This window comes from Bradyrhizobium sp. LMTR 3 (assembly GCF_001693485.1).
In the GTDB taxonomy this organism is placed as follows: Bacteria; Pseudomonadota; Alphaproteobacteria; order Rhizobiales; family Xanthobacteraceae; genus Bradyrhizobium.
This window is the reverse complement of sequence record NZ_MAXC01000004.1, coordinates 156,214-178,064: the sequence shown is the minus strand read 5'-3', so window position 1 is coordinate 178,064 and position 21,851 is coordinate 156,214. Positions and strand designations below refer to the sequence as shown.

Genomic DNA, 21,851 nt, shown 5'->3' with positions numbered 1-21,851 from the left:
GGTAGCCGGCCTCAATACCTCGCGGCCTGCCGGATTGACGCCGGGGTCTCGGTGACCAAGCGCTGCTTGCCGCCGATTGCCACAGTCGCGGCGGGTTCATGCGCCAGCTTGCGCGTTGAATCGTGACTGACGAATACGCCTGCAGCCGTGACCATCAGCACGACATAAAAGGCGAACATGCCGCCAACCCATTTCCAATAAATCTGGCGGGCCTGGGGGGTAAGGCTTTCAAGCAATCGGCGCATTGGTTACCTCCTATCAGGAAACCTAATAGGCTGCGTATAGTCCCCAGGCCTGATCTGGTGTGTGACGCACTTCACAGATGTCGATTTGTAATGGAGAACCCGTGACCGGAGCCGAACTGAAGAAACTTCGCCAGCATCTCGGTGAGGCCATCGGCCAGCCACTGTCGGTGGCCGATATGGCCAAGCTCTGCGGGTTGCCGGGCTCCGACGGAGCCGACACGATCCGTAAATGGGAGGTCACCGGTCCGACCGGGCCGGTGGCGGAGCTGTTGCGCATCCTGGCGATGGCCAGCGACCACTACCCGATCCTCGATATGTTCAACGTGTTCGACCGCCACGACGTGCCAGCGAAAGATCGCCCGGCGCGGCGGCAAGCCTTCCGCGAGCAGATGCGCAGCGACGTGCGCCGCCGCATTGGTTAAGGAAAACTTGCCTGAGACTTGCGGAGCTAGCGAAAATTAAGCCTTTCGTTACCTTTGATTAGGCCTTCATTAAGTACAAAAAACGTTTGTCCGCCAATGGGTTGGGTTACAGCCCGCTGTCACCCGGGAGTGACAGCATTTTAGATAAAAGCTGTCTATCTGCGTGGCCATGGATGACGCCGGCACGCGGTGTCGCCGAACGGTTTTCGGAGACAGCAAAAATGAAGAAGATTCTCGCCGCCCTCGTGGCCTTTGCAGCCCTCACCGCCGCCGCGCCCGCCCTCGGCGCCGACCTCGGCGCACGCTATTACAAGCAGCCCGTTTACACGCCGGCGATGGTCGCCGCTCAATGGACCGGCTTCTATATCGGCGGCCATCTCGGCGGCGCCTTCAGTGGCAGCCACGACTTCAACGGCGCGGTGCTGAGCGACTCCAGCGCCCGACTGCTCGGCGGCGTTCAGGCCGGCCTCGATTGGCAGTTTGCGCCGAACTGGGTGCTCGGCACCGAGGGCCAGTATTCCTGGCTCGGCAAGAATAACCTCAACGCCACCTTCCCCGGCGCCTACGTCTACACCAATGATCAGCGCGGCCTCGGCTCGGTCACTGCCCGCATCGGCTACACCTGGGGTGCGGGCCTCCTCTACGTCAAAGGCGGCTACGCCTATTCCGACAACCGCGAGAGGCTGACGCTCGCCGGCGCGCCGATCCCCTTCCTGCTCGACGGCAACCACAGCCACGGCTACACCGTCGGCGCCGGCCTCGAATACATGTTCGCCACGAACTGGTCGGTCAAAGGCGAATACATGTATTACGACTTCGGCAGCAGCCGCTTTGTTTCCCCTGCGGCGCTGGCGCCGTTCGGAAGCTTCCATAACGACGACCACACGCTGAAGCTCGGCGTCAATTATCGCTTCAACTTCGCAAGCCCCGTCGCGGCACGCTACTGAGCGCTTTCAACTGAGAATTGCAGAAGGCCGGCTTTCACGCCGGCCTTTTTTGTTTTTGTGCGTTTTGTTCATTCGCCTGCGTTTTCCGGAATACGGAAAAATCCAGTGGCAAACGTCTGCCGCTAAAATTATGGCGAAAAAAGCTCCGGTTTTCCAAACTTGTTAACCGGGTATCGCGATACTGCCGCCCGAAACATCCCAAGGTAGCGTGGACGGGGCAGCGGGCAGATGGCGTTACGATCCAAATTGCAAGTCAAAGGTTTCCGCTTCGGCGTCAGGGGCAGTCTGTTTGCCGCCTTCGCCGTCATCGCCGGCATGGCGATCATCATCTCTGCCGGTGCCGGACTGATGCTCGGGCGGCTTGGCGGGACCATGGTGGACTTGAGCGGACGGGATATTCCCCGCCTCGCCGCCAGCCTGCAACTCTCGGCGCAGAGCGCGAGCCTCGCCAGCCAGGGGCCGGCGCTGCTGGCTGCGCGCAGCGAGCAGGCGCTGAACGATCGCACCATGAAAATGAAGGAGACCCAGGCGGTCGCGCTGCAGAAGCTCGGCGTGATCGTCGAACTCGGCGCCGACAAGGCGGTCGTTGCCGCGCTCAACGAGAACATGAAGAACATCGATGAGGTGATCAAGAGCCTCGGCGCGGCCGCGCGCGAGCGGCTCGAACTGGCCGCCCAGCACGAAAGACTGTACGAAGCGGTTCGAAAGGCTCAACGGCGCTTCATTGCCGCCGCAGGCCCTGCGGCGATCGACGCCCAGACCGAACTCTACAGCATCTACGCCGCTCCTAACTTCTCGCAGGCCGACGCCATCAAGGCCCACAGGACGGCCGACCAGCTCGCCGACATCGCCGCGAGCGGCAATCTGATGGCGTTCGACATGATCGCCGCGTTGTCGGCCACCAGCGGCGATACGTTGGAGGCCATCGGGAAGGAATTCCGCACCGCGCAGGCGCGCGTGAGGTCGAATGTCGAGAAGCTGCCCACGACCACGGCGATGAATGTCGTCCGCAAAGCGACCCTGGACCTGCTGGCACTTGCCGACGGCAAGACCGGCGTCTTCAAGGTCCGCCAGCAGGAGCTCGACGCGGACGATTTCGGCCAGACCATTCTGGAGGAAACCCGCAAGCTCAATGTCGGCCTCGGCATCAGCGTGCAGCAATTGGTCGATGGCGTGCAGAAGGAAACCGACGCTGCGGCTTGGCAGGCGCGTCAGGAGATTTCGTTCGGGACCATGATCATGCTCGCGCTCGGCGTGGCGACGCTGGTCGGTTCGATCCTGTTCGTCTGGCTCTATGTCGGCCGCAACATCCTGCGGCGGATCAGCAACCTGCAGCACTCGATGCAATTGCTGTCCAGCGGCGACCTCGAAACTGAGGTCTATCAGACCCACCACCAGGACGAGATCGGCGTCATGGCGGATTCGCTGCAGGTGTTCCGCGAGAGCATGATCCAGAGCCGCGCGCTCTCCGCCGAGCAGGACAAGGACCGCATCGCCAAGTCGGAGCGCGCCTCCCGCATGGAAGCCCGCATCGTCGAGTTCGAAAGCACCGTTCGCACCGCGCTCGACAGCCTGCAGACCGCGGCGGGCTCGATGCAATCGACCGCGCAAAGCATGTCGGCGACCGCCGACCAGTCCAGCGCGCTGGTGACCGCAGTTGCGACCGCCGCCGAGCAGACCTCGGCCAATGTGCAGACCGTATCGTCGGGCACCGAGGAATTGTCCTCCTCGATCGAGGAGATCGGCCGCCAGGTCATCACCTCGGCGGAGATCGCCCGCAAGGCGGTCGACGACGCCGGTGCGACCGACGCCACCATGCAGGGGCTCGCGGACAACGCGGCGCGGATCAGCGTGGTCGTCGACCTGATCCAGACCATCGCCTCGCAGACCAACCTTTTGGCGCTGAACGCCACCATCGAAGCGGCACGCGCCGGCGATGCCGGCCGCGGCTTTGCCGTGGTCGCCTCCGAGGTAAAGAGCCTCGCCAACCAGACAGCGAAGGCCACCGACGAGATCCGCCAGCAGATCGTCAGCATGCAGACGGTGACGGAGACCGCGGTCTCCGCGATCCGCAACATCAGCAACACGATCAGCGAGATCAACGAGGTGACCACCGCGATCGCGGCGGCGGTCGAGGAGCAGGGTGCGGCGACGCGCGAGATCGCGCGCAACATCCAGCATGCCGCCGGCGGCACCAGCGAAGTCTCCAGCAACATCGTCGGCGTCTCCACCGCCTCGGCGCAGGCCGGAACCGCCGCCGGCCAGGTGCTGACCGCCTCCGGCGCGCTGCGCCGCGAGGCCGATGTGCTGCGCGAGGAGATCGACGCGTTCCTGTCGAATATCAGGGCCGCATAGCCAAATGTGCCGGGCGGCGGCCCGCGGCCGCGAGCCTGGCCGACAAAAAATGCGAAAACAACCCCATGCAAAGTAGCCGGCACACTGCGCACCATCCCGGAATGACAGCCAGCCCGTTTTTCGGCTAGCGCGGCGCCGCCTCTACCGCTAAGCCGGTAGCATGCATTCGAAAACCGACACGGTGCAGTCCTCGGCCGAGGCACTGCGGTACCCCTTCGAAAGCCACCCGGGCCACGATCAGGTCGTCGAGGTGGTACCCGGCGTGCTCTGGGTCCGCCTCAAGCTGCCGTTCCGGCTCAACCACGTGAACATCTACCTGCTCGCCGATGGCGATGGCTGGGCGATGGTCGATTCCGGCTTCGGCAACGAGGAATCCATCGCCGCCTGGACCACCCTGTTCGAGGGCCCGCTGCGGCATGTGAAGGTCACGCGGCTGATCGTCACCCATTCGCATCCCGATCACGTCGGTCTCGCCGGGTGGATCGTCGAGCGCTTCGACTGCCCGCTGCAGATGTCGCAGGTCGAATATTTGCAATCGGTCTATCACCAGAATCGCGGCACCGAGGAGCGGCGCAACGCGCAGCGGTTGTTCTTCCGTCGCCACGGCATGGACGAGAGCCTGACCGACAAATTGCTCGGCCGCGGGCAGGACTATTTGAAGCGGGTTTCGGTGCTGCCGCCGTCCTATCGGCGCATCTCGCATGGCAACGAGGTCGTGATCGGCACCCGCCGCTTCAAGGTGATCACCGGCGGCGGACACGCGCTCGACCAGGTGATGCTGTACTGCGCCGCCGACAAATTATTCCTGTCCGCCGACCAGGTGCTGAGCAAGATTTCGCCCAATGTCAGCGTCTGGGCGGTCGAGCCCGACCAGAACTCGCTCGGCGAATATCTGGCTTCGCTGGCGAGCCTCACCACCACGCTGCCGTACGACGTGATGGTGCTGCCCGGCCACGGCGTGCCGTTCTACGGGCTGAAGACCCGCATCAAGCAGCTCGCCGACCATCACGAGGATCGCTGCCGGCTGATCGCGGAAGCCTGCCGCGAGGTGCCGCAGACCTCGAAGGAGCTGGTGCCGGTCGTGTTCCACAAGCACGTGCTGGACGAACACCAGATGGGCTTCGCCGCCGGCGAACTGGTCGCCCACGTCAACTACATGCTGGTCGAGGGACGGCTGACCTGCGAGGCCAGCGACGGCGTGCTGCGGTTCCGCACGACCTGAAACGCAGCCACCAAAGCCACGCCGGACGGTGCAGCCATGCGGACCGCTACTCGCCTAGCGCGTTGATCCGGATCAACATTTGCTCCGGCTAAGTAGCATTCCGGAGGCGCGCCGAAATGTGGGAATTCGCATGGACATCAAAGCTGGAAAGGCTCTAAAAAGGCCCCACGCCAATACGGCCGGTTCCGTTCCAGGTCTTGTGATGGATTACAGCAAATTCTTCCACGCCGCCCTCAATCGCCTGCATGACGAGCGGCGCTACCGCGTTTTCGCCGACCTCGAGCGGATCGCGGGCCGTTTCCCACATGCGGTCTGGCACTCGCCGAAGGGCAAGCGCGATGTCGTGATCTGGTGCTCCAACGACTATCTCGGCATGGGCCAGCACCCCAAAGTGGTCGGCGCCATGGTCGAAACCGCGACCCGCGTCGGCACCGGCGCCGGCGGCACCCGCAACATCGCCGGCACCCATCATCCGCTGGTGCAGCTCGAGCAGGAACTGGCCGACCTGCATGGCAAGCAGGCCTCGCTGCTGTTCACCTCGGGCTATGTGTCGAACCAGACCGGCATTTCGACGATCGCAAAGCTCATTCCGAACTGCCTCATCCTATCCGACGCGCTGAACCACAATTCGATGATCGAGGGCGTCCGCCAGGCCGGCTGCGAGCGCCAGATCTTCCGCCATAACGACCTCGCCCATCTCGAGGAACTTTTGATCGCTGCAGGCCCCGACCGGCCCAAGCTGATCGCCTGCGAGAGCCTCTATTCGATGGACGGCGACGTCGCGCCGCTGTCGAAAATCTGCGATCTCGCCGAGAAATACGGCGCCATGACCTATGTCGACGAGGTCCATGCGGTCGGGATGTACGGCCCGCGCGGCGGCGGCATCGCCGAGCGCGACGGCGTCATGCACCGCATCGACGTGCTCGAAGGCACGCTCGCCAAGGCGTTCGGTTGCCTCGGCGGCTATATCGCCGGCAATGCCGAGATCATCGACGCGGTCCGCTCCTACGCGCCGGGCTTCATCTTCACCACCGCGCTGCCGCCGGCGATCTGCTCGGCCGCAACGGCTGCGATCCGGCATCTGAAGACCTCGAACTGGGAACGCGAGCGCCACCAGGACCGCGCCGCCCGCGTCAAGGCGATCCTCACCGCCGCAGGGCTGCCCGTGATGTCGAGCGACACCCACATCGTGCCGCTGTTCGTCGGCGATCCCGAGAAGTGCAAGCAGGCTTCCGACATCCTCCTGGAAGAGCACGGCATCTACATCCAGCCGATCAACTATCCGACGGTCGCCAAGGGCACCGAGCGGCTGCGGATCACGCCCTCGCCCTACCACGATGACGGGCTGATCGATCGGCTCGCCGAAGCGCTGCTGCAGGTCTGGGAACGCCTCGGCTTGCCCGTGAGGCAGAAATCGCTGGCGGCCGAGTAACCCTACCCCTCTGAATTCAAGCAGATTGGGCCGGTGGCGCGGTGCGCCGCCGGCTTAATGCGTTTATAGTCCGGCTTCCGGTTCCCTGGCCTGGAAGGGAGAGAAGCAGCGATGCTGCACGACTGGGGCGTAATCGCCACCGCGTTCGCCTATATCGGACTGCTGTTCGTCGTCGCGAGCTACGGCGACCGCCTGTCGCCGAGCCAGCGCGGCCGCGCCAGCATGCTGATCTATCCGCTGTCGCTCGCGATCTACTGCACGTCCTGGACCTTTTTCGGCTCGGTCGGCTTCGCCACCCGCACCAGCGTCGACTTCCTTGCGATCTATGTCGGGCCGATCCTGATGATCGGGCTTTGCACGCCGCTGCTGCGGCGCGTGATCCAGCTCGCCAAGTCGCAGAACATCACCTCGATCGCCGACTTCATCGCGGCGCGCTACGGCAAGAGCCAGGCGGTCGCCGCCACCGTGGCCGTTATCGCGATCGTGGGTTCGGTGCCCTACATCGCCCTGCAGCTCAAGGCGGTGGCATCGTCGCTGGAGACGATCCTGACCGAGGACAAGCTGTTCTCATCGATGCCGCTGATCGGCGACATCGCGCTGGTCGTTACGCTCGCGATGGCGGCATTTGCGGTGCTGTTCGGCACTCGCCAGACCGACGCCACCGAGCACCAGCACGGCCTGATGCTGGCAATCGCCACCGAGTCCATCGTCAAGCTGGTGGCCTTTATGGCCGCCGGCGCTTTCGTCACCTTCTGGATGTTCACGCCCGTCGAACTGATCGAGCGCGCGATGAAGACACCGGAGGCAGTGCGCGCCATCAGCTACGTGCCGTCGATCGGCAATTTCCTGACCATGACGCTGTTGTCGTTTTGCGCGATCATGCTGCTGCCGCGACAGTTCCACGTCAGCGTGGTCGAGAATTCCAGTCTCGAGGAGGTCAATCGCGCCCGCTGGCTGTTTCCGCTCTATCTGATCGCCATCAACCTGTTCGTGATTCCAATCGCGATCGCCGGTCTCGTCACCTTCCCGTTCGGCGCCGTCGACAGCGACATGTATGTGCTGGCGCTGCCGATCGAGGCAAATTCCGCGCTGCTCAGCATTGCCGTGTTCGTCGGCGGCCTGTCGGCCGCGACCGCGATGGTGATCGTCGAATGCGTCGCGCTCTCCATCATGGTCTCCAACGACATCGTGCTGCCGATGGTGCTGAAGGGAAGTCCCGGGGCGCGCTACGGCAGCAAGGATTTCGGCGACTTCCTGCTCAAGATTAGGCGCTTGGCGATCTTCGCCATCATGGTGATGGCGTATTTCTACTACCGCGCGCTCGGCAACACCCAATTGGCGGCGATCGGCCTGCTGTCGTTCGCGGCGCTGGCGCAACTCGCGCCGGCGTTCTTCGGCGGCCTGCTGTGGCGCCAGGGGACCGCACGCGGGGCGATGGGCGGCATGCTGGTCGGCGTCGCGGTGTGGCTCTACACGCTGTTCCTGCCGAGTTTCCTGGAGAACAGCACTGCCGGCCTTCTGTTGTTGCAGCAGGGACCGTTCGGCATCGTGGCGTTGCGTCCCCAGGCGCTGCTCGGCACCGACCTGCCACCGCTGATGCATGGCGTGTTCTGGTCGCTCGCGCTCAACATCCTGACCTACGTCCTGATGTCGATCGCGCGCCAGCCGTCCTCGATCGAACGGCTGCAGGCGGACCTGTTCGTGCCGAACACGCTGGCGCCGATCGCCCCGACGTTCCGGCGCTGGCGCACGACCGTGACCGTGCAGGACATCCAGAGCACGGTGGCGCAATATCTCGGCCCCGAGCGCGCGGCCCAGGCCTTCGAGACCTTTGCGGCCGGTCATCCCGGCAACCTCGATCCGGCGGCACCTGCCGATTTCGAGTTGCTGCAATACGCCGAGCGCCTGATCGCCTCCTCGATCGGCGCGGCCTCCTCGCGCCTCGTGATGTCGCTTCTCTTGCGCAAGCGCACCGTCTCCGCCAAGGCCGCGCTGAAGCTGCTCGACGATTCGCACGCCGCGCTGCATTTCAACCGCGAGATCCTGCAGACCGCGCTCAACCATGTGCGCCAAGGCATCGCGGTGTTCGACGCCGATCTGCAACTGATCTGCTCGAACCGCCAGTTTGGCGAAATCCTCGCGCTGCCGCCGCACCTCGTGCAGCTCGGCATTCCCTTGCAGGAAATCCTCGAATTCATGGGCGCGGTCGGTGCGTCCGGCGCCGACGATCCCGATGCGCTATTGACGCGGCGGCTGGAGGCGTACACCACCGAGGGCAGACCTTATCTGGAGCGCCTGGCCGATCGCCATATGGTGATCGAGGTCCGCTCCAACCGGATGCCGGGCGGCGGCCTCGTCATCACCTTCTCCGACGTGACCCCGAGCTTCGAGGCCGCCGAGGCGCTGGAACGCGCCAATGCGACGCTGGAAAAGCGCGTGCGCGATCGCACCGAGGAACTGACGCGCCTGAACTCCGAACTGGCGCAGGCCAAGAGCACCGCCGAGGACGCCAACATCTCGAAGACCCGGTTCCTGGCGGCCGCCAGCCACGACATCCTGCAGCCGCTGAATGCGGCGCGGCTCTACGTCACGAGCCTCGTCGAGCGGCAGAACGGCGGCGAAGATTCCCGCCTGGTCGAGAACATCGACGACTCGCTGGAGGCGATCGAGGAGATCCTCGGCGCGCTGCTGGATATTTCGCGGCTCGATGCGGGGGCAATGACGACCTCGATCTCGAGCTTCAAGATGGCCGACCTGATGCGCTCGTTGGAGATCGAGTTTGCGCCGATCGCCCGCGCCAAGGGGCTGGAGCTGACCTTCGTCCCCTGCTCGCTGCCGGTGCAATCCGACCGCTCGCTGCTGCGGCGGCTGCTGCAGAACTTCATCTCCAACGCGATCAAATACACCCCGCGCGGGCGCGTGCTGGTCGGCTGCCGCCGCCACGGACAATCCTTGCAGATCGCCGTCTACGATACCGGCGTCGGCATTCCCGTGATGAAGCGCGGCGAGATTTTCAAGGAGTTCCACCGCCTCGAGCAGGGCGCGCGGATCGCCCGCGGCCTCGGCCTTGGTCTATCGATCGTCGAGCGGCTGGCGCGTGTGCTCAACCACGGCATCGCGATCGACGCCAACGTCAGCGGCGGCTCGGTATTTTCGGTGACCGTGCCGGTCGCCAAGGCGGTCAACTACACCCACGCCGTCACCAGCGCGACGCCGCTTTCCAAGATGCCTATGAGTGGCGCCTTGATCGTCTGCATCGAGAACGATCCGGCGATCCTGGACGGCATGAAGACGCTGCTGACGGCCTGGAACGCCGAGGTGATCGCGGTAGCTGACCCGGAAGCCGCGATAGCTGCGATCGAATTGTCCGGCCACAGCGTGACCGGCCTTCTGGTCGACTATCATCTCGACCGCGGCAACGGCGTTGCCGCGATCCGCGAGATCCGCCGCCGGTTCGGCGAAAACATTCCCGCCATCCTGATCACGGCCGACCGCAGCCCCAACGTCCGCGCGGCCGCGCGCGAGGAAAACATCGCGATCCTCAACAAGCCGGTCAAGCCGGCATCGCTCCGCGCCCTGCTCGGCCAGTGGCGGGCGCAGCAGATGGTGGCGGCGGAGTAGCCGAATTGCGAGACCGTAGGATGGGTGGAGCGCAGCGATACCCATCACCTCGCGACGTATTCAACGCCGCTCGCCAAACTCCCCGTCGAGGCCGGAAGCATCGCCTGCCCAATCCTCTGGATAGACACCGTTTTTCACCATGCGATGAAACGACGAATATGGCCAATCGCTGACACGTTTCACATGGCCATGTTTGACAGGGTTGATGTGAACGTAGTCGATGTGACGCGAAAAATCGATCTCGTCGCGAATCGTGTGCTCCCAATAGCGTCGCTGCCAGATACCGCGTTCGTCTTTGGCGATACGACTGCTTGAGATCGGCTCGCCCAAAGGAAGCTTCCGGGAGAAGGATGTCTTGATAAGTCGCCACCGCGTGGAGAAATCCTCATCGCCCTCCGGCAGGGTCCAGACCGTGTGGAGATGGTCAGGCAACACAACGATCGCATCGATCGCGAACGGATGGCGCCGTTGCGTCTCGCGGAAGGCTGTCCGCAGTGCATCGATATTTTCGGTTAGCAATTGTAGCCGGCGGTCAGCTAGATTGACCGTGAAAAAGAAACTGCCTCCGGCAATGAAATTGCGGCGATAGCTGGTCATGCGCACACGCTTAGCGAGGTGATGGGTATCGCTGCGCTCCGCCCATCCTACGGTCTAAGTCGTCGGCGTGCCCTGGCGCCACTGGCCGCCGGAGATTTTCGCGGCCGCAATAACCGCCTGCGTACGGCTTTCGACGCCGAGCTTTTGCAGGATCGCCGAGACGTGCGCCTTGATGGTCGCTTCGGAGACGCCGAGCTCATAGGCGATCTGCTTGTTGAGCAGCCCCTCCGACAGCATCATCAGCACGCGCACCTGTTGCGGGGTGAGCGTCACCAGGCGGTCGCGCAGCCGTGTCATGTCGGGGTCGGTGGCCGAGGAGAGATCGGTGTCCGGCGGCACCCAGATATCTCCCTCCATCACCTTCATGATGGCATCGCGCAGCGTCTCGACGCCGAAGCGCTTGGGGATGAAGCCGGAGGCGCCGAAATCGAGCGACCGCCGGATCGTGCCCGCATCGTCGCTTGCCGATACGATCACCACCGGGATCGCCGGATATTGCGCCCGCAGGTAGATCAACCCCGAGAAGCCCGAAATCCCCGGCATCGTGAGATCGAGCAGGATCAGGTCGACGTCGGAATCGCGCTCGAGCAGCGCGGTGAGTTCGTCGAACGTGCCGGCTTCGCTGACGGCGGCCGAAGCCACGACACTGGCAACCGCCTGCCGCAGAGCGTCGCGAAAGAGCGGATGGTCATCGGCGATGACGAGGTGGGTATTGGCAGCAATCATCTGTTCCGGGCACCGACAAGAGGTCGGGAAAGCATGCAAGTCGTTGCTGATTGACAGCAATTTGATTGTCCACTGTCAGGAAGCGACTTGCAAGGCAACCTTTCCCGCGTCGCGCAAAAGCAGTTAATCGGCACCGATTTCCTTCGAATGGTGCAACGCAAAAAATATGAACAACTGGAGATTTGGGGCGGGCCGGCCGAGCCTACAGGGAACTCGGAAAAAATTGCTTCGCTTTCGAAAAGAAACTTTGCGTCAATCCTTGAACAGGAGGTCGCGGCCGAGCTCATCGATGTTGGAAACCGCAGCAAGCGCCGTACGCAGCCGATCGAGGTCGCGGCTGGACAATCGCTTCACGGCAACCGCGTTGGATGGCGGGATGCCGTGGGCGATGTCCTCAACCTGCTGCGACAGGATGAGATCGAGAAAGGTGCCCTGCGCTTCGCCAAGCGCATCGAGATCGCTCTCGCTGGCCCGAACCCTCGCCTTCACGCCGCCCAGTCGCGCCGACGTCGACCGCTCCATGACGTGATAGCGGATTGCCATCGCGCGCACCCATGCAACGAGACCAAACAGTCCGGCCGCCTTGAGGTCGATACGGCCGGCGACCGTTCGGATCCCACCGAAAAATTTCAGGCTCGCCGGAACGCTGACGTTCTCGACCAACAGTTTGATAAACGCGACCTGGCCTTCGGCCGCCGCGAAGGCCGCCTGACGCACCGAGACGGCAAAGCCGCCGTCGCCGTTAACCGCCCGCAGGTCGAAGAAGATATCGACGGACAACAGATCGGCGGGACTGGAACGTGTGATCCACTTGTCGACGCGATCCTGCCATGTTGCCACCGAGCCGCGCCAAAGCGCGTTCTTCGCCATGACGCCGCCCTTGCAATAGGGCACGCCGACCTCGTGCAGGATATCGGCGACATGCGTCCCGAGTTCGGCAAACCAGCGATCCTCCTCGCCATCAGGGTCGCCGTGCGCAAAGATCACGGCATTGTCCTGATCCATCGCCAGCAGACTTTCGCCGCGTCCGGCCGATCCGAGCACCAGCAGAGCATACTCGCACGGCGGCCCGCCCCGGCCGCTCTCCCGCATCATCCGCTCGGCGATCACCGCGGCCTGGCGGGAAAGAGCGCCCAGTTCCAGGGAAATCACTTCGGCGATATCGCGACCGGACAATCCTTCCGCCAGAAGCATTCGCGCGATGCGCGGCAACTGCGCCCAGGCCGCCGACAGCGCATGCGCGTCGCCTGCATCGTCGATCTCCTCGCCGAGCGATATGGCATCGCCCGCGCGCAGGCGCAGCAGATCGCGCGTCGACAATGCACCGGCCACGTGGCCGGCGTCGTCGACAACACCGAGATGGCGGGTCTTGAGACGATTCATCCGGGCGATCGCGCGATAGACAAGCGCATCCGCCGGGACCGCTGCCAGCGGCGTGCTCATGATCTCAGCGACTGGCCGCTGCAGTGCCTGGGCACCGAGCCGGGAGACGGCGCGCAGCACATCGCGCTCCGTCACGATACCCGCCTCAGCCGCCCTGACTTCCGGGCCCGGCGGCAGTCCGCGCACGTAAATGGCCGATATCTTCTCGTCCGCCATTTGCGCCAGCGCTTCGCCGACCGTGGCATCCGGCGGGACGAAGATCGCCGGCGTCCGCATGATGCCGCCGACGCGGTGGCGGAACGCATAGCTGTCGAAGCGCTTCAGGGTTTGCTCGGAATCGAGGCGGGCCGCTGCGTCGACTGCCTCGATCCAGCCGCTGCGCACTTGATCGTCGAGCACGGCGGTGAGCGCGCGACAGGCCCGTTCGGCTTCGGCAACGGTCCGGATGCCGTGTTCGCGCAGCTTCGGCACCAGCGCCAGGAATATCCGCACCGTCGTGATCGCATCGCCCAGCGCAGAATGCCGGTCGACCATGTCGATGCCGAGCCAGGCCGAGAGCTTCTCCAGCTCATAGCCGGCCAGATCCGGCGCGGCGATCTCCGCAAGTAACCTGGTATCGAGCGTCCGGGGCCGCGACCATGGCAACCCCGCCAGTTCGCATTCGCGCTTCAGCATCGCGAGATCGAAACCGATCATGTGCCCGACGACGACGGCCCGACCGACAAACGCGTCGAAGCGCGGCCAAACCTCCGAAAAACGCGGCGAGCCGGCCACCATGGCATCGTCGATGCCATGGATGCATGTCGTCTCGGCTGGTATTGTCTCGCCGGCCGGCCGAACCAATTGACGGAACGAACCGTCGGCAACCAGTTTTCCAGCGGTGAGCCGCACGCCGGCAAGCTCGATCACCCGCGCCTTGCGTGGATCGAGCCCGGTGGTTTCGACGTCGATGACAACGGCGTCGAGTGACAACAGCGGGACACTGCCAGCCGCCCTGTCCATCAGCCTCCTCCCCTCGCCGCCGCACCGTGGATGCCGGTCGACAAGCCTGGCGTTGGCAATGTGCCTGACGCCCTATTCAAGCAGTGCGCTGGTCACGGCAGGCGCATCGATCCGATCGACCAACTCGTCATGGATGTTGCACAGGCTGACGCGCAGGTAGTTGCGCGTGGTGGCGAAATCGCGCCCGCGCAGCTTTTCGTGGATCGGCATCATGGCAAAGTAGCTCTCGGCCAGCGGTTCGGGAATGTCCATCACCCGCTTGGGCGCGTGCCCGCCGACCAGGTCGAGCCGATGCGCCAGTTCGCGCCGCGCCTCCTGCCAGGCGGCCTCGCCGATCGAGGGCGGCACCGGATAGCGGTCGAACACCGAAAGCACGACCGCGATGATCTGGTCGAGCACCGCCCGGCGCTCTTCCCCGGCGTGCGGACGCAATACGACATCTACCGTCTCGCCGACCATCGACAGCCCGAGCGGAAAGGCCTGCCAGCGTGCGTGTTCGACCGATTTGGCGAAGCCTTCCTCGGCAAACAGCACCTTGGCGTAATGGCCTGCGCGGGCGCGCGAATATTCGTAGATGCCCTTCTGCACGATGAACGCCGACTGCGCATCGACGAAGTCCGCGAGTGCCCCACGGTCGCGAATCGGCGGACGGGGACGAAACAGTTTTTCGAACAGCTTCATTGCATTCCAGTCCCGCGGCTAGCTTGAGGTCAGCTTGTACGAAAAATCGGGTACCTGCAAAGTCCAATGATTCCAACGCAGCATCGTCATTAGCAGGCTCTACCCCCCGAAAGTATTATTAAGGCTGGCCATTCGGGATGTTAGAAGTTCCCATCCCAAACCGCCAAAGAGTCGGTTGGGACAGCGGCAAAGGGGGGACGCCGTACTACGGGATTGCAATCCCCTCGATCATTCAATCCCGGCTTTGCTGACCGGTGTCTTGAGGAGGATACGCAACCGATGGCTGATTCTGCAAACCTGAAACAGAGAGAAGAGGCGCACTGGGCGAAGACCTCTCGCCTGATGTTCACGCATCTCGGCGTCTGGTTCTTCTTCGGCTTCGTCATCCACATGTTCGTGAAGCCGCTCAACGCTATCATCATTCCCGTTCTGGGCTTCCCGCTCGGCTTCTACATGGCCGCACAGGGCTCACTCATTGTGTTCGTGGTCATGCTGTACATGTTCGCGAGACAGCAAGACAAGATTGACCGCGAATTCGGCTTCGCCGAGGAAGATTAAGGGGAGCATCGGACATGGCTACAAGAACTTCAGGCGGCAGTTCCGACTTTCTCAATAATCTCGGAAAAGTCTACGGCATCTACACCGGCGGCTTTCTCGCCTTCGTCATTTTGCTCGCCGTGCTCGAACAGGTCGGGGTCCCGAACAAGATCCTCGGCTATCTGTTCGTGTTCTTCACGCTCGCGGTCTACGCCATCATCGGCATTCTCTCGCGCACGGCGCAAGTGTCCGAATATTACGTCGCCGGCCGCAGCGTGCCTGCACTCTACAACGGCATGGCGACCGGCGCCGACTGGATGTCCGCGGCATCGTTCGTCGGTATGGCCGGCACATTGTTCCTGCTCGGCTATGACGGCCTGGCATGGGTGCTGGGATGGACCGGCGGCTTCGTGCTGGTTTCGATCCTGATCGGACCGTACCTGCGCAAGTTCGGCGCCTATACCGTTCCCGACTTCCTTGCGTTCCGTTACGGCGGCAATTTCGCCCGTGCGCTCGGCGTGATCGTGCTGGTGGCCTGCTCCTTCACCTATGTGACGGCGCAGATCTACGGCACCGGCCTGATTGCCTCGCGCTTCCTCGGCATGCAGTTCGAAATCGCCGTCTTTGCCGGACTTGTCGGCATCCTGGTCTGCTCGATGCTGGGCGGCATGCGGGCGGTGACCTGGACCCAGGTGGCCCAGTACATCGTGCTGATCATCGCCTACCTGACGCCGATCGTGATCCTGTCCACCAAAAACTACGGCTTCCCGATTCCGGAGCTCACGTACGGACAGGCAATTGCGGATATCACCGCGCGCGAGCAGCAGATGCTGGCGACCGGCCTGACGACGGCCGCAACGCTGAAGCCGCACATTGAGCCCTTCTTCAACTACACCCCACTCAACTTCTTCGCGATCATCATGTGCATGATGGTCGGCACGGCTTCGTTGCCGCACATCCTGATGCGCTACTTCACTACCCCGTCGGTGCGCGAAGCGCGCCAATCGGTCGCGTGGTCGCTGCTGTTCATCTTCCTGCTGTACTTCTCGGCGCCGGCCTACGCGGCGTTCTCGAAGCTGGAGGTCTACACCAACATCATCGGACGGGATCTGACGGCCATTCGCCCGTGGTTGTTCAACTGGGGTGAGCTTGGGCTGATCCAGATCTGCGGCAAGAACGCAGGCAGCATCGATGCGGTCGTCGCAGCGTGCAAGGCGATCGCCGGTCATCCCGGGGTCGTGAGACTGCAGGACTTCGTCATCAATACGGACGTGATCGTGCTTTCCACGCCGGAAATCGCGGGACTCCCGTACGTGATCTCGGGCCTGGTGGCGGCTGGCGGTCTCGCCGCGGCGCTGTCGACCGCTGACGGGCTGCTGCTCGCCATCGCCAACGCACTCTCCCACGACGTCTACTACAAGATGATCGACCCCAACGCGCCGACCCATCGTCGGCTGATCATCGCCCGCATCCTGCTGCTGATCGTCGCCGTGGTTGCGGCCGCGACGGCTGCGACCAAGCCCGGCGATATCCTGGCCATGGTCGGCTGGGCATTCTCGCTGGCGATGGCCGGCAATTTCCCGGCACTCGTGATGGGCGTGTGGTGGAAGCGCGCGACAGCAACCGGGGCAGTCTGCGGCATCATCGCCGGCTTCGGACTGTGCCTGTTCTATCTCGTCACGACCCGGTACTTCCCGGGCGCGGGCGTGAAGTACTTCGGCATGACGTCGCTATTGAACGCGGCAACGGGGGCGCCGCTGGTCGATATCGCCAAGGCCATGGCGCTGCCAAACGCCATGGAAAGCTTCCCGACGCTCGCGCACCCGCTGGCCAACAAGGTCGGCTGGTTCAACCTGACTAACATCGCCTGCGGCTTGTTGGGCGCTCCGCTCGGCTTTGCTGTCATCTACATCGTCAGCAAGCTCGGCAGGGAGCCGTCGGCGGAAATGCAGGCCTATGTCGACGACATCCGCAAGCCGCGAGGCAGGACGGTGCTCGAGGAGAAGACGACCTAGCAACGCTGCTACACATTTCGGCAAACGGGCCCTCACGAGGGCCCCGTTTTGTTTTGGCAAGACCGTGACTGAACCGGCTTGCGGGGAGAACCGCCGCTTGCCATTGTTGCCCATCGTCGCGATCACACTATCGCCGTCGTCGATTGCTCGCGCAGACCAGGGAGAGTCCGACTTTGGGTACTTCAAGTTCGCTGGCCGCCTACTGGTATTTCCATCTGCCGAATTTTGCGCTCGCGGCTTTGATGTACACCATGCTCGGCCGCGTCCTGCTCGGCCTGATGGTCGACGCGGATTCGCCGAATTACATCTGGCGGTTTTTCTGCCGGGTCACCGATCCCGTCGTTGCTGTGGTCTCGATAGTCACGCCGAAAATCACCGCTCCGGTGTTGCTGTGGCTGTTTGGCTTCGTCTGGTTGTTCTGGCTGCGTGTCGGGTTTCACTACACCTTGCTGCTGCTCGATCTCGCTCCCCGTGTCGGCGGAGCGACATCATGAACCGCAATTTCTACTTCATCGGCATCGCATTCTTCGGAATGATCAACGGCATATTCAACCAGCTCTGGTTGATTTTCGCGCTGCTATACGTCAAGCCGCTGGCAGGTCCGCTGCTGTTCGGGAACCTGTCGCTGACCTTGATGTTCGCTTCGCTGATGGTTTCGACCGCAACCGTCATTCTCGGCGGAGTCCCGGCGGCCATTTACGAGCGGGTCACCGGCGTCTCGGAATCGAACCACGTGTCACTCTGGATCTGGCTTGCCGGGACTGCGCTACTGACGCTGCCCGCCGTGGGCAATTTTCTCCAGGTCGGTCTCTAGCCGGCCGGCTCCGAGGTTGAGGGCGGGAGGCCTAGCCGCTACGTTGAACCGCTTGCTTGCGAACGACGGAGTAGCGCCGGCATGGAAGAGATGCGCCGTCTTGCCTATCAAACGGTGCTGCGCGCATGCGGCTTTTCGTCGCTTGCGATCTTCTGCGTCATGATCGCCCTGTCGTTCATTCCGCGGGCCGCCTTTCAGGCCGGAGGGTTTCTGACCATGGCGATGACGCTTGTCCTTGTCCTGAAGGCCCGCGAAGCCAGAACCAAGGACCATCGCCGGACCGAGATGTGGCTCTATCTGCCCAAAGAAAGCCGCCCGCCCCAAGCGATTGCGCAGAAGATGGTTTCGACGCTCATGCGGGAGACGTATTTGCTGTGCGCGCGCTGGACCGCCCTCATCTCCGTTGTGATGTGGACCGCTGCGCTGTTATTCTCGGCGATCGGACTTTAGCCGAGACAAAAGCCGCGCAGCAGTCCGGGCCCACTCGGTTTTCAATCCACGCTGCCGGCGAACTGCAGCACGATCTCGCGCCGGTGCGGCCGGGCGCGATGCTCGACCAGATAGATCGCCTGCCAGGTACCCAGCGCGAGTGCGCCCTGCAAAACCGGGATGTGCAGCGAGGTCGCTGTCAGCATGGTCTTGATGTGCGCCGGCATGTCGTCCGGCCCCTCGGTGTCATGACGCCAGCCGGCATTTTCAGGCGCTAGCCGGTTCAGCGCGGTGGCCAGATCGACCAGCACGGCCGGATCGGCATTTTCCTGGATGGTCAGCGACGCCGAGGTGTGACGGATGAACAGCGTCACCGCGCCCTCGCGCGCATGTGCGTCACGGATGAATTTTGCGACTTCAGCCGTGAGGTCGGTAAAGCCGGCACCTCGCGTCTGCACGGTCAATTGCGAGGACACGATGGTGATGGCGCTGACCGTGGATGGAGCAGTGCGGGAAAGGGATTTGGGTGTGGTCATCAAGGGCGATCTTCGTAGGGTGGGCAAAGGCGCTCTTTGCGCCGTGTCCACCAGTTCTTGCACCGATAATCATGGTGGGCACGCGGAGCCTGTCATCGGGCGCGCATTCGCGCGACCCGTTGGCTTTGCCCACCCTACAAATTCAGCGACTGTCAAATCTTGCCGCTGACGTCCCGCTGCAGCCGGTTGGCGATCTCGATCAATCGCTGCCAGGCCCGCTCTAGGAACGACATCATGCGATCCATGTCGCGGTCGCTCGGCAGCGGGATTTCGATCTTGCGCTCGCCCTCGGCAACCTTCGGCTCGCTTTTCTTCAGCGAGTCCGATTTCGGCAACGGCTCCTCGATCTTGCCCGGTACGGTCGGTTCGCGCGAGGCGAGGTCCGCCTTGAGCCGCTCATTCTCGGCCTGCAGCCGGACGATGTCGGCTTGCTGACGGCCGATTTCCGCGTCCATCGCCGCCCGCTCGTCAGGTACGGCATAGCAGGCCCAGCCCGCACCGGAATTGTTGCAGGTCGAGACTGCGCCGGTGCGAGTGTCGAGGCGAAGCACGCCATCGCCCGCCGGCGACAGCGCGTAGCGGCCGTTCTCGGTCTCCGGCATCGGGCCCGCAAGCGCCTGACCGGCGCCGGCGAGACAAACGGCCAGCACAGTAACGCCGGGCAATTTCGAGGACGATTTCGCTCTGCTCATGGGCTTGCTCCCGCCTCAGGACAGTACCGGTTTCCTCGACCGCCGGGGCGCTTTCAAGGCACCCTTATACTACTGAGCTATAGGGCGCGCGGCCGGACTTCAACGCGTCTCCGAGCAATTCGATGCGGTCCTGCCCCCAAAACACCTCGCCATCCAGCACGTAGACCGGCGAGCCGAATACGTCGGCGGCCAGCGCATCCTGGCGATTCTGCTCATACGCCGCGGTGATTTCTTCCGAGCCCGATCGCTGCACCAATCGCTTGCCGGGCAGCCCCGATTCATCGGCGAGCTTCGCAATCGTTGCGGGATCGGCGAGGTTGAGTTGCTCTTCCCAGACGCCGGCAAAGGCCCGTCGCAGATATCGGTCGGGATCGAGGCCGGCCTCCAGCGCCGCGATCACGACGCCATCGGCCAGACGCGCATTGAATGGCCAGTTCGCCGGCTGCAGGTGGAATTTCAGTCCGCGCTTGTCGCGCCAGCGCTGTAATTCGACCATCCGATAGCGCTGCCGCACCGGATGGCGCTTCATCAAGGGCAAGCCGCCAGTCTCCGAGAACAGATCGACCAGCACCACCGGCTTGTGATTAACCTTGAGATCGTAAGTACTTACCAGGTCACGAAAGGGCTGATGGCCGATATAGGCCCACGGCGATTGGATCGAGAAATAGTAATCGACCTGACGCGGCATGGGGGCTCCAGGGATTGGGATTTTCGCTTCGTCCGGGACATCCCAGCAGACCGCCCAAATCCACACAAGATCGATCCCTGTGGCAATACTGCTGCACTGCGATCGCGGGTCCACAGGGCCGCGGACGATATTCGAATAATTCCAGAAAAATCAAAGCACTAGCTGGCTACGGCGTAATCTTGACTTGATTAGACGCGGTAAGTATGGTCCGCGCGGCTTTCAAGGGTGACGGGCGTAATTTCCATCAACCGTTGGCATCGTTTAGAGTCTTGGGCATGGCCGAAGACAAGAACGACAACGCTAGTGGGAATCGCGATCAGCCGTCTTCCGACGAAGCTGCGCTTTCCGCAAGGCTCGGAAGTCTGGATCAACGGTTGTCCGAAATTCGTGACAGCCGGAAACTCAGGACTGATCAACCCGGAACTGAAAGCGGAGACAGGGCTGCCAGAGCATCTGCGATGGCGCTGGGTTTCCGGCTTTCCTCGGAGTTGGTTGCGGGCGTTGTCGTCGGGGCGGCGATTGGCTGGGGGTTCGACCGTTTGTTGTCGACGTCGCCGTTCGGTTTCATCGTGTTTCTGCTGCTCGGCTTCGTCGCCGGTGTGGTCAACGTGGTGAGATCTGCAGGCGTAGCTTCCCGCAGACGCTGAGCATCGACGGGAAGTCACGACATTTGAAATTCGATTGCCGGCCAGGCCGGTGGATAAAGAGCCGCGCGGATGAAAATCGACCCGATCCACCAGTTCAATATCGAACCCCTCTTCACGATCGGCCATATCGGCAACCAAACGATCGCCTTTACCAACTCCTCGCTCTACATGTTCCTCTCGGTAGCGGTGATCTCGCTACTGATGATCGGCGGCATGGCGGGACGGCAACTGGTTCCCGGGCGGCTGCAGTCGATCGCGGAAATCTCCTACGAGTTCGTCGCCTCGACGATCCGCTCTACCGCCGGCGCGGAAGGGATGAAGTTCTTCCCGCTGATCTTCTCGCTGTTCATGTTCATCTGCATCTCGAACCTGATCGGCATTATCCCCTACACGTTTACGGTTTCGAGCCACATCATCGTCACCGCGGCGCTGGCCTTCCTGGTTTTCTTCACCGTCCTGATCTACGGGCTCTACAAGAACGGCTTCAAGTTCTTCAAGATTTTCGTGCCCTCCGGCGTGCCGATCTACATCCTGCCGCTGGTCATGTTCATCGAAATCCTGTCGTTCTTCCTGCGGCCGGTCTCCCACAGCGTACGTCTGTTCGCCAACATGCTGGCCGGCCACATCGCGCTGAAAGTGTTCGCCGGTTTCGTCGCGATGCTCGGCGTCTCGCTCGGCGCGCTCGGCTGGGTCGGCGGCGTGCTGCCGCTGGCGCTCACGGTGGCGCTGACCGCGCTCGAACTCTTGGTCGCATTCCTGCAGGCCTACGTGTTCGCGATCCTGACCTGCATCTACCTCAACGACGCCATTCATCCGGGACACTAAGCGGTCCGGGGAATTTCCACCCACACCTTTGTCTT

General features: G+C 63.0%; 21 protein-coding genes. 13 read left to right on the top strand and 8 right to left on the bottom strand.

The features are described from left to right. Positions 1-11: 11 nt before the first annotated feature. On the bottom strand, positions 12-245 hold the full coding sequence (locus LMTR3_RS37320) for a hypothetical protein (protein WP_141686474.1): 234 nt from the start codon (positions 243-245) through the stop codon (positions 12-14). Between the two features lie 101 nt (positions 246-346). Here LMTR3_RS37320 and LMTR3_RS05095 point away from each other — a divergent pair, with 101 nt between their 5' ends. The 6 genes from LMTR3_RS05095 (at position 347) to LMTR3_RS05070 (ending at position 10,244) form a co-directional block, all read left to right on the top strand. Continuing rightward, a complete protein-coding gene (locus LMTR3_RS05095; protein WP_065743989.1) occupies positions 347-667 on the top strand; it encodes a helix-turn-helix domain-containing protein in 321 nt (106 codons plus the stop codon). 221 nt (positions 668-888) lie between these two features. Beyond that, entirely contained in the window at positions 889-1,614 is a 726-nt protein-coding gene (locus LMTR3_RS05090; RefSeq protein WP_065744050.1) for an outer membrane protein, read from the top strand. A gap of 228 nt (positions 1,615-1,842) precedes the next feature. Next, positions 1,843-3,969 carry a methyl-accepting chemotaxis protein gene (locus LMTR3_RS05085; RefSeq protein ID WP_065743988.1) on the top strand — a complete coding sequence of 709 codons (2,127 nt, stop codon included), beginning with the start codon at positions 1,843-1,845 and terminating at the stop codon, positions 3,967-3,969. A 160-nt stretch (positions 3,970-4,129) separates the two neighbouring features. Continuing rightward, positions 4,130-5,191, top strand: coding sequence for an MBL fold metallo-hydrolase (locus LMTR3_RS05080; RefSeq protein ID WP_065743987.1), 1,062 nt, complete (start codon positions 4,130-4,132; stop codon positions 5,189-5,191). Positions 5,192-5,393: 202 nt separating this feature from the next. Continuing rightward, positions 5,394-6,623, top strand: a complete 1,230-nt coding sequence (hemA, locus tag LMTR3_RS05075; protein WP_065743986.1) for a 5-aminolevulinate synthase — start codon at positions 5,394-5,396, stop codon at positions 6,621-6,623. Positions 6,624-6,734: 111 nt separating this feature from the next. Beyond that, the gene (locus tag LMTR3_RS05070; protein ID WP_065743985.1) at positions 6,735-10,244 is read left to right on the top strand and encodes a hybrid sensor histidine kinase/response regulator; all 3,510 of its coding nucleotides are present in this window, start codon (positions 6,735-6,737) and stop codon (positions 10,242-10,244) included. Between the two features lie 60 nt (positions 10,245-10,304). On the opposite strand, the gene LMTR3_RS05065 is transcribed toward LMTR3_RS05070, so the two are convergent. The 4 genes from LMTR3_RS05065 to LMTR3_RS05050 form a co-directional block, all read right to left on the bottom strand. Further along, a complete protein-coding gene (locus LMTR3_RS05065) occupies positions 10,305-10,841 on the bottom strand; it encodes an REP-associated tyrosine transposase (RefSeq protein ID WP_065743984.1) in 537 nt (178 codons plus the stop codon). Between the two features lie 54 nt (positions 10,842-10,895). Next, entirely contained in the window at positions 10,896-11,567 is a 672-nt protein-coding gene (locus LMTR3_RS05060; protein ID WP_065743983.1) for a response regulator, read from the bottom strand. A gap of 252 nt (positions 11,568-11,819) precedes the next feature. Further along, complete coding sequence (locus LMTR3_RS05055) at positions 11,820-13,952, bottom strand: DUF294 nucleotidyltransferase-like domain-containing protein (RefSeq protein WP_065743982.1); 2,133 nt, start codon at positions 13,950-13,952, stop codon at positions 11,820-11,822. Between the two features lie 72 nt (positions 13,953-14,024). Beyond that, positions 14,025-14,633: a hypothetical protein gene (locus tag LMTR3_RS05050; RefSeq protein WP_065743981.1), complete on the bottom strand. Its 609-nt coding sequence runs from the start codon at positions 14,631-14,633 to the stop codon at positions 14,025-14,027. A gap of 279 nt (positions 14,634-14,912) precedes the next feature. On the opposite strand from LMTR3_RS05050, the gene LMTR3_RS05045 reads away from it, so the two are divergent. The 5 genes from LMTR3_RS05045 (at position 14,913) to LMTR3_RS05025 (ending at position 18,449) form a co-directional block, all read left to right on the top strand. Further along, complete coding sequence (locus tag LMTR3_RS05045) at positions 14,913-15,191, top strand: DUF4212 domain-containing protein (protein WP_065743980.1); 279 nt, start codon at positions 14,913-14,915, stop codon at positions 15,189-15,191. A 14-nt stretch (positions 15,192-15,205) separates the two neighbouring features. After that, positions 15,206-17,185 carry a sodium:solute symporter family protein gene (locus LMTR3_RS05040; RefSeq protein ID WP_065743979.1) on the top strand — a complete coding sequence of 660 codons (1,980 nt, stop codon included), beginning with the start codon at positions 15,206-15,208 and terminating at the stop codon, positions 17,183-17,185. A 173-nt stretch (positions 17,186-17,358) separates the two neighbouring features. Beyond that, positions 17,359-17,679 carry a hypothetical protein gene (locus LMTR3_RS05035; RefSeq protein ID WP_065744049.1) on the top strand — a complete coding sequence of 107 codons (321 nt, stop codon included), beginning with the start codon at positions 17,359-17,361 and terminating at the stop codon, positions 17,677-17,679. Further along, entirely contained in the window at positions 17,676-17,999 is a 324-nt protein-coding gene (locus LMTR3_RS05030; RefSeq protein ID WP_065743978.1) for a hypothetical protein, read from the top strand. The genes LMTR3_RS05035 and LMTR3_RS05030 overlap by 4 nt, the downstream gene beginning before the upstream one ends. A gap of 81 nt (positions 18,000-18,080) precedes the next feature. After that, complete coding sequence (locus LMTR3_RS05025; RefSeq protein WP_065743977.1) at positions 18,081-18,449, top strand: hypothetical protein; 369 nt, start codon at positions 18,081-18,083, stop codon at positions 18,447-18,449. Between the two features lie 41 nt (positions 18,450-18,490). On the opposite strand, the gene LMTR3_RS05020 is transcribed toward LMTR3_RS05025, so the two are convergent. From LMTR3_RS05020 to LMTR3_RS05010, 3 genes are all read right to left on the bottom strand, one after another. Next, positions 18,491-18,964, bottom strand: coding sequence for a secondary thiamine-phosphate synthase enzyme YjbQ (locus LMTR3_RS05020; RefSeq protein ID WP_065743976.1), 474 nt, complete (start codon positions 18,962-18,964; stop codon positions 18,491-18,493). A gap of 152 nt (positions 18,965-19,116) precedes the next feature. Then, positions 19,117-19,656, bottom strand: a complete 540-nt coding sequence (locus tag LMTR3_RS05015; RefSeq protein WP_065743975.1) for a hypothetical protein — start codon at positions 19,654-19,656, stop codon at positions 19,117-19,119. 64 nt (positions 19,657-19,720) lie between these two features. Further along, positions 19,721-20,344 (bottom strand): 2-hydroxychromene-2-carboxylate isomerase, encoded by a 624-nt coding sequence (locus LMTR3_RS05010; RefSeq protein ID WP_065743974.1) that lies wholly within the window; start codon positions 20,342-20,344, stop codon positions 19,721-19,723. A 275-nt stretch (positions 20,345-20,619) separates the two neighbouring features. Between LMTR3_RS05010 and LMTR3_RS05005 the strand changes: the two genes are divergently transcribed. Together LMTR3_RS05005 and LMTR3_RS05000 are read left to right on the top strand one after the other, a co-directional pair. Continuing rightward, positions 20,620-20,991: an AtpZ/AtpI family protein gene (locus LMTR3_RS05005; RefSeq protein ID WP_028348040.1), complete on the top strand. Its 372-nt coding sequence runs from the start codon at positions 20,620-20,622 to the stop codon at positions 20,989-20,991. A gap of 69 nt (positions 20,992-21,060) precedes the next feature. After that, positions 21,061-21,816 carry a F0F1 ATP synthase subunit A gene (locus tag LMTR3_RS05000; protein WP_065743973.1) on the top strand — a complete coding sequence of 252 codons (756 nt, stop codon included), beginning with the start codon at positions 21,061-21,063 and terminating at the stop codon, positions 21,814-21,816. Positions 21,817-21,851 lie beyond the last annotated feature (35 nt).